2 protein-coding genes are annotated in these 8,120 nt (G+C 74.4%); both read left to right on the forward strand.

Annotated elements, in window-relative coordinates; genetic code table 11:
• Positions 1 to 3,087, forward strand: a 3,087-nt coding sequence (locus tag ABT006_RS28720) for a type I polyketide synthase (RefSeq protein WP_350711454.1), incomplete at its 5' end; no start/stop codon positions are given.
• A 36-nt stretch (positions 3,088 to 3,123) separates the two neighbouring features.
• Complete coding sequence (locus tag ABT006_RS28725; protein WP_350711456.1) at positions 3,124 to 8,118, forward strand: type I polyketide synthase; 4,995 nt, start codon at positions 3,124 to 3,126, stop codon at positions 8,116 to 8,118.
• Positions 8,119 to 8,120 lie beyond the last annotated feature (2 nt).

Genomic DNA, 8,120 nt, shown 5'->3' on the forward strand with positions numbered 1-8,120 from the left:
ATCCTCGACGACGCCGGCGTTACCGGCCACACGTTGGGCAGCCTGCGCCGGGGCGACGATGACGCGACGCGGCTGCTGACCAACCTCGCCACCGCCCACGCCATCGGCCTGCCCGTCGACCTCACGACCGTCCTCGCCGAAACGGACGTCGTGGCGCTACCCACGTACGCCTTCGACCACCACCGGTACTGGGTCGAACCCCCGGTCCACCGGGCGCAGGACGTCAGCTCCGCCGGCCTCCAGGACGCCGGACACCCGCTGCTCAGCGCCACGCTGACCTTCCCGGACAGCGAGCGGATGGTCTTCACCGGGCGGCTGTCGGTGCGTACCCACCCGTGGCTCGGCGAGCACCGGGTGATGGACAACATCCTGCTGCCCGGCACCGCCTTCGTGGAACTGGCGACGTACGCCGGTGAGCAGGCGGGCTGCCCGAAGGTGGAGGAGCTGACGCTGCTCGCCCCGCTCGTCCTGCCCGAACTCGGCGCGCTGCAGGTGCAGCTGATGGTCGGCGACCGGGACGACGACGGGCGGCGGACCGTCCAGCTCTACTCCCGGCCCTACCGCGACGGCTCGGACGAGATCCTGGCCGACGTGGCCTGGACCTGCCACGCCACCGGCCTGCTCGCCCCGCAGCCGGCCGAGGGCACCGCGCCCGCCTTCGACCTGGGGGTGTGGCCGCCGCCCGGCGCGACCCGCGTCGAGTCCGACGACTTCTACTCCGGCATCGAGGCGACCGTCTTCGGGTACGGCCCGGCGTTCCGCGGCCTGCGCGCCGCGTGGACCCGCGACGACGAGGTCTTCGCCGAGGTCGAGCTGCCCGCCGACCACCACGCCGACGCCGGCCGGTTCGGCGTGCACCCGGCGCTGCTCGACGGCGCGCTGCAGGCCATGTCGATCGGCGGCTTCCTCGGCCGGATGGGCGACGGGGCCGACGCCACCGTGCCCCGACTCCCGTTCGCCTGGACCGGTGTCTCCCTCCTCGCCGCCGGCGCCACCGCCCTGCGCGTGCGCGTCGCGGCGGCCGGCGAGGTCGGGGTCTCCTTCCAGGTGGCCGACGCCACCGGCGCCCCGGTGCTGCACGTCGACTCGCTGATCATGCGCCGGGTCACCGGCGACTCGCTCGGCGCGGCCCGCTCCGGCCGGCACGAGTCCCTGTTCCAGGTGGACTGGGCGGCGCTGCCGGTAGCCACCGGACCGGTGCCGGCAGCCACCCGCTGGGCGGTGCTCGGCGGCGACGACCTGGCCCTCAGCGCCGCCTGCGAGGCGGCCGGCGCACGGGTGCGTACCGACGTGGACCTCGACTCGCTGGGCGACCTGCTCGCCGGGGGCGAGCCGGCGCCCGAGGCGGTGATCGTCCCGGTCGGCGGCATCGGTGACCCGACGGACCCGGCGCTGGCCGTACAGGCGCGGGCCACGACGCACCGTACCCTCGCCGCGGTGCGGACCTGGCTCGCCGACGACCGGTTCGCCGACTCCCGGCTGGTGCTGGTCACCCGCGACGCGGTCGCGGCGGGGGAGCAGCCGGTGGTCAACCTGCGCCAGGCCCCGGTCTGGGGCCTGCTGCGCACCGCGCAGCTCGAGCACCCGGGCCGGTGCCAGCTGGTCGACCTCGACGACACCCCGGACAGCGCCACCGTGCTGGCCGCCGCCATCGCCTCCGGCGAGCCGCAACTCGCCGTGCGGGCCGGGCAGGTCCGTACGCCACGGCTCGGGCGGGTCCCGGCCGGGGTGGAGCTGCTGCCCGGCGGCATCGACCCGGACGGCACCGTGCTGATCACCGGCGGGACCGGCGTGCTGGGCCGCATCGTGGCCCGCCACCTCGCCACCACCCACGGCGTGCGGCACCTGCTGCTGGCCGGGCGGCGCGGCGCGGCGGCCGAAGGGATCGGCGACCTGGTCACCGAACTCGCCGGCGCCGGTACGGAGGTGACCGTCGCGGCCTGCGACGCCGCCGACCCGGACGCCCTGTCGGCGCTGCTGGCCGGGGTGCCCGCCGACCACCCGCTCACCGCCGTGGTGCACGCCGCCGGCGTCCTCGACGACGGCGTGCTGGAGTCCATGACCCCCGACCGGGTGGACGCGGTCGCCGTGCCCAAGGTCGACGCGGCGTGGCACCTGCACCGCCTCACCGCCGACCTCGACCTCGCGGCCTTCGTGCTCTTCTCCTCGGCGGCGGCCACGCTGGGCAGCGCCGGCCAGTCCAACTACTCGGCGGCGAACGCCTTCCTGGACGCCCTCGCTGCGCACCGGCGGGCCCGCGGACTCGCCGGCATCTCCCTCGCCTGGGGCCTGTGGGAGCAGGCCAGCGGCATGACCGGCCACCTCGACGACGCGGACGTGCGGCGAATGGCCGAGCAGGGCGCGGCGGGGCTGTCCACCGAGCAGGCGCTGGACCTCTTCGACGCGGCCTGGCGGCTCGACGCGGCGGCGGTCGTACCGATGCGGCTGGACGTCGGGACGCTGCGGACGCAGGCGGAGGCCGGCACCCTCGCGCCGATGCTCCGGGCCCTGGTGCGGGTGCCGCTGCGGCGCTCGGTCGACGCCGCCGGCGCCCGCGCCGGCGGGATGCAGCTGAGCCAGCGGCTGGCCGGGCTGGCCGGCCCGGAGCGACTGAAGGTGGTGCTGGACGTGGTCCGGGCGAACATCGCCGCCGTCCTCGGCCACGCCAGCGCCGACGCGGTCGACCCCGGCCGGCTCTTCACCGAACTCGGCTTCGACTCGCTCACCGCGGTGGACCTGCGTAACCGGCTCAACAGCCTGTCCGGGCTGCGGCTGCCGGCGACGCTGGTGTTCGACTACCCGACGCCGACCGCGCTCGCCGAGAAGTTGACGAGCGAGATCGCCGCCGACGCGGCGCCGTCCACGCAGCCCATCTTCCAGGGTATCGACACCGTGGAGAGCCTGCTCACGGCCATCCCACTGGACGCGGCGGCCCGGGCCCGGTTCACCGCCCGGATGCAGGACCTGCTGGCCAAGGCGTCCGACCTGGGCGCCGGACCGGCCACCGAGCAGGACAAGCCCGATCTCGAATCGGCCAGCGACGACGAGATCTTCGACTTCATCAGCAAAGAGTTTGGAATCTCCTGAGATGACCAGATTCTTCATCGAGGAAGGCGCCACCCGATGAGCGACGACAAGCTGCGGTACTTCCTCAAGCGGGTGACCGCCGACCTGCACGAGACCAAGCGCAAGCTGCAGACCGTCGAGGCACGCGACCAGGAGCCGCTGGCCATCGTCTCGATGAGCTGCCGCTTCCCGGGTGGCGTCCAGTCCCCGGAGGACCTGTGGGAACTCGTCGCCGACGGCCGGGACGCGCTCACCGAGTTCCCGGACGACCGGGGCTGGGACCTGGCGTCGCTCTACGACCCCGACCCGAACAAGCCGGGCAAGAGCTACACCCGGATCGGCGGCTTCCTCGACCAGGCCGGCGCGTTCGACCCGTCCCTGTTCGGGATCTCCCCGCGTGAGGCCCTCGCCATGGACCCGCAGCAGCGGCTGCTGATGGAGACGTCGTGGGAGGCCATCGAGCGGGCCGGCATCGACCCGCTGTCGCTGCGTGGCAGCCAGACCGGCGTCTTCGTGGGGCTGAGCACCTCCAACTACGGCATGGGTCTGCCGAACGTGCCCGAGGGCGTCGACATGTACATCGGTACCGGCAACACCACCAGCGTGGCGTCCGGCCGGATCTCGTTCACCCTCGGCCTCAACGGCCCGGCCGTCACCGTGGACACCGCCTGCTCGTCCTCGCTGGTGGCCCTGCACCTCGCGGCGACCGCCCTGCGCCGCCGCGAGTGCGACCTGGCCATCGCCGGTGGCGTCACCGTGATGGTCACCCCCGGCGTGTTCGTCGTCTTCTCCCGGCAGCGCGGCATGTCCGTCGACGGCCGGTGCAAGGCGTTCGCGGCCGGGGCGGACGGCACCGGCTGGGGCGAGGGCGGCGGCGTGCTGGTCGTGGAACGGCTCTCCGACGCCGAGCGCAACGGCCACCCGATCCTCGCCGTCATCCGGGGCAGCGCCCTCAACCAGGATGGCGCGTCGAACGGCCTCACCGCCCCGAACGGCCCGTCCCAGCAGCGGGTCATCCGGCAGGCCCTCGCCAACGCCCGGCTCGGCACCGCCGACGTCGACATGGTGGAGGCGCACGGCACGGGCACCACGCTCGGCGACCCGATCGAGGCGCAGGCCCTGATCGCCACGTACGGGCAGGACCGCCCCGCCGACCGGCCGCTCTGGCTCGGCTCGGTGAAGTCGAACATCGGTCACACCCAGAGCGCCGCCGGTGTCGCCGGCATGGTCAAGATGGTGATGGCGCTGCGCAGCGGCCTCATGCCGGAGACCCTGCACGTCGACGAGCCGTCCCCGCACGTCGACTGGAGCGCCGGGGCGGTGTCGCTGCTCACCGAGGCCAAGCCGTGGCCGGAGCTGGGTCGCCCCCGCCGGGGCGGCGTCTCCTCGTTCGGCGTCAGCGGCACCAACGCCCACATCATCGTGGAGGAGTACCGGCCGCGTACCACCGCGCCGGAGGCCGCCGACGGCGAGGAGGTTACCGAGGCCGCCGCCGTCGAGCCCGCGCGCCGAACCGGCATGGTCGCCTCGGACGTGACGGTCTGGCCGGTCTCGGCCCGGTCGAAGGACGCCCTCGCCGGCCAGGCCGCCCGGCTCGCGCGGCACGTGCGCGAGCACGACGACCTCGCTCCGGCGGCGATCGGCTGGTCCCTGGCCACCACGCGCTCGACGTTCGACCAGCGGGCCGCCGTCGTCGGCGCGAGCGCACAGGAACTGCTGGCCGGGCTGGACGCCCTGGCCGCCGGCCACCCGGCCGGCAACCTCCTCACCGGCACGGTCACCGGCTCCGGCGCCGGCCCCGTCTTCGTGTTCCCGGGTCAGGGCGCGCAGTCGGCGCGGATGGCCGCCGGTCTGGTCGGTCACAGCCCCGTGTTCGACGAGAAGCTCGCCGAGTGCCAGCAGGCCCTCGCCCCCTACCTCGACGTCGACCTCGTGTCGGTGTTGACCGGCGAGGACGAGTCGTGGCTGGAGCGGGTCGAGGTCGTGCAGCCGGTCCTGTGGGCCGTCGGCATCGCCCTCGCCGCTGTCTGGCGGCATGCGGGGGTTTCTCCGGCTGCGGTGATCGGCCACTCGCAGGGTGAGATCGGTGCCGCCTGTGTCGCGGGGATCCTGTCGCTGGAGGACGCGGCGAAGGCGGTCGCGTTGCGGTCGCGGGCGCTGACGGTGCTGCGGGGTACCGGCACGATGGCGTCGGTGGACCTGTCCGCCGACGCGGTGGCGGAGAGGCTGGCCGCGTTCCCGGGTGTCGGGGTGGCGGCGGTGAACGGCCCCTCCACCGTGGTGGTGTCGGGTCCGCCGCAGCCGGTCGAGGACCTGGTGGAGGCGTGCCAGGCCGACGGCGTGCGGGCGCGGCTGATTCCGGTGGACTACGCGTCGCACTCGGCGGCGGTGCAGGACGTCGCGGAGCAGTTGCGCGCCGACCTGGCCGACGTGACCCCGCAGGAGGGCCACACCCGCCTCGTCTCGACGCTGACCGGCGACTGGGTCGACCCGGTGTCGATGACGGCGGACTACTGGTACGACAACCTGCGGCAGACGGTCCAGTTCGACCCGGCCGTACGCGTCGCGATCGAGGCGGGTCACACCACGTTCGTGGAGATCAGCCCGCACCCGGTACTCACCATGCCCGTCACCGCGATCCTCGACGACACGGGCGTCACCGGGCACACCCTCGGCAGCCTCCGGCGCGGCGACGACGACCCCACGCGCCTGCTGACCAACCTGGCCACCGCGCACGCCATCGGCCTGCCGGTCGACCTCACGACGGTCCTCGCCGAGACGGACGTCGTGGCGCTGCCCACGTACGCCTTCGACCACCAGCGGTTCTGGCTGGACGGCAGCGGCGGCGTCGACCTGGAGAGCCTGCTCCAGGGCGCGGCCGACCCGAGCGACGCGAGCTTCTGGGCCGCCGTGGAACGCGGCGACCTCACCGCCCTCGCCGAGACCGTCGCCACCGAGGACACCCCGGCGCACGAGGCCCTCGACGCGCTGCTCCCGGCCCTGCCGCTGCTCACCTCGTGGCGCAGGCAGCGCCGCCGGCAGTCCGACATCGACAGCTGGCGCTACCAGGACACCTGGAAGCCCCTGCCCGGTGTCACCAACCGGGGCATGAGCGGCACCTGGGTCGTCGTCATGCCTACCGGCGACATCGTCGAGCCCTGGCAGGACGCCTGCGTCGAGGCGTTCACGGCGGCCGGCGCGACCCTCGTCCCGGTGGCCGTCTCCAGCAGCGACGTCGACCGCGACCTGCTTGGCAAGCTGCTGCAGGAGGCGCTCGCCGCGGCGCCGGGCGGGGACCAGGGGGCCGCCGAGGTGACCGGCGTCGTCTCGCTGCTCGCCTTCGACGAACTGGCCCACCCGCTGCACCCGTCCGTGCCCGGCGGCTTCGCCGCCACCGTCGCGCTCTTCCAGGCCCTCGGCGACATCGGCCTGCGCGCCCCCATGTGGAGCGTCACCTCCGGCGCCGTGTCCGTCGGCCGCACCGACCTGCTGCGCTCCCCGGTGCAGTCGCTGGTGTGGGGCTTCGGCCGGGTCGCCGCGCTCGAGCACCCGCAGCGCTGGGGCGGTCTCGTGGACCTGCCCGAGGCCGTCGAGGAGCGCTCCGCCGCCCTGCTGGTCGCGGCCCTCACCGCCGCCGGGGAGGAGGACCAGATCGCGGTACGCCCCGGCGGCCTGCTCGCCCGCCGGCTCACCCGCGTCCCGCTCGGCGACAGTCAGCCCGCTAACCCCTGGCAGCCGTTCGGCACGGCACTGGTCACCGGCGGCACCGGCGCGCTCGGTGGGCACGCCGCCCGCTGGCTGGCCCGCAGCGGGGTGGAGAACATCGTCGTGGTCAGCCGGCGGGGCATGACCGCGCCGGGCGCGCAGCAGCTCGTCGACGACCTCACCGCGTTGGGCGCCCAAGCCACCGTGGTGGCCTGCGACGCCTCCGACCGCGACGCGCTGGCCGACCTGATCGCCGCGATCCCCGCCGAGTACCCGCTCACCACGGTCGTGCACGCCACCGCCGTGCTGGACGACGCCATGATCAACGACATCCGGCCGGAACAGATCGAGCGGGTGCTCCAGGCCAAGGTCGACGTCGCGTACAACCTGCACGAGCTGACCCTCGACCTGGACCTGTCCGCCTTCGTCATGTTCTCGTCCTTCGCCGGCAGCGTCGCCAGCTCCGGCGTCGGCAACTACGCCCCGAGCAACGCGTTCCTCGACGCGCTGGCCCAGCACCGGCGCGGTCTCGGCCTGCCCGCCACCTCCGTCGCCTGGGGCGCCTGGGCCGGCGGCGGCATGGCCGACGGGCCGCTCGGCGAGCTGCTGCACCGGCACGGCGTACCCGAGATGACCCCTGACGCGGCCATCGCCGCGCTGCACCAGGCCGTGGACCACGGCGAGGCGTTCCTCACCATCGCCGACATCGCCTGGGAACGCTTCGCCGTCGCCTTCACCGCCACCCGGCCCGGCCCGCTGATCAGCGACCTGCCGGACGTCCGCCGGCTCCAGGCGGCCGAGAAGGTGGCCGGCGTGGAGGCCGGCGACGGCCCGGACTCGTTGCGGGAGCAGTTCGCCGGGCTGCCCGCCGCCGAGCGGCTCGCCGTCCTGCTTGGCCTGGTCCGCAGCCAGGTCGCCGCCGTGCTCAACTACCCGTCCGCCGAGTCGGTGGACGAGCACCGGGCGTTCCGGGAGCTGGGCTTCGACTCCGTCACCGCCGTCGAGCTGCGCAACCGGCTCGGCTCGGCCACCGGCGTGGCCCTGCCGGTCACCCTGGTCTTCGACTACCCGACCCCGACGACCCTGGCGGAGTACCTCTTCGCCGAGGTCGCCCACGACGACGTGGTCACCCCGACCGCGCTCCTCGACGATCTCGACCGGATCGCCGACAGCCTCGACGTGGTGGCACGGGACGAGGCGGCGCGGGTGCGGGCCACCGTACGCCTCCAGGCGATGCTCTCCCGGCTCGGCCAGGACAGCGGTGGCAGCGACATCGGCCGGCACCTCGACGACGCCACCGACGACGAACTGTTCGCCATGGTGGACAAGGACCTCGGCATCTCCTGACC

This window comes from Micromonospora sp. NPDC002717 (assembly GCF_040295705.1).
Classification (GTDB): domain Bacteria; phylum Actinomycetota; class Actinomycetes; order Mycobacteriales; family Micromonosporaceae; genus Micromonospora.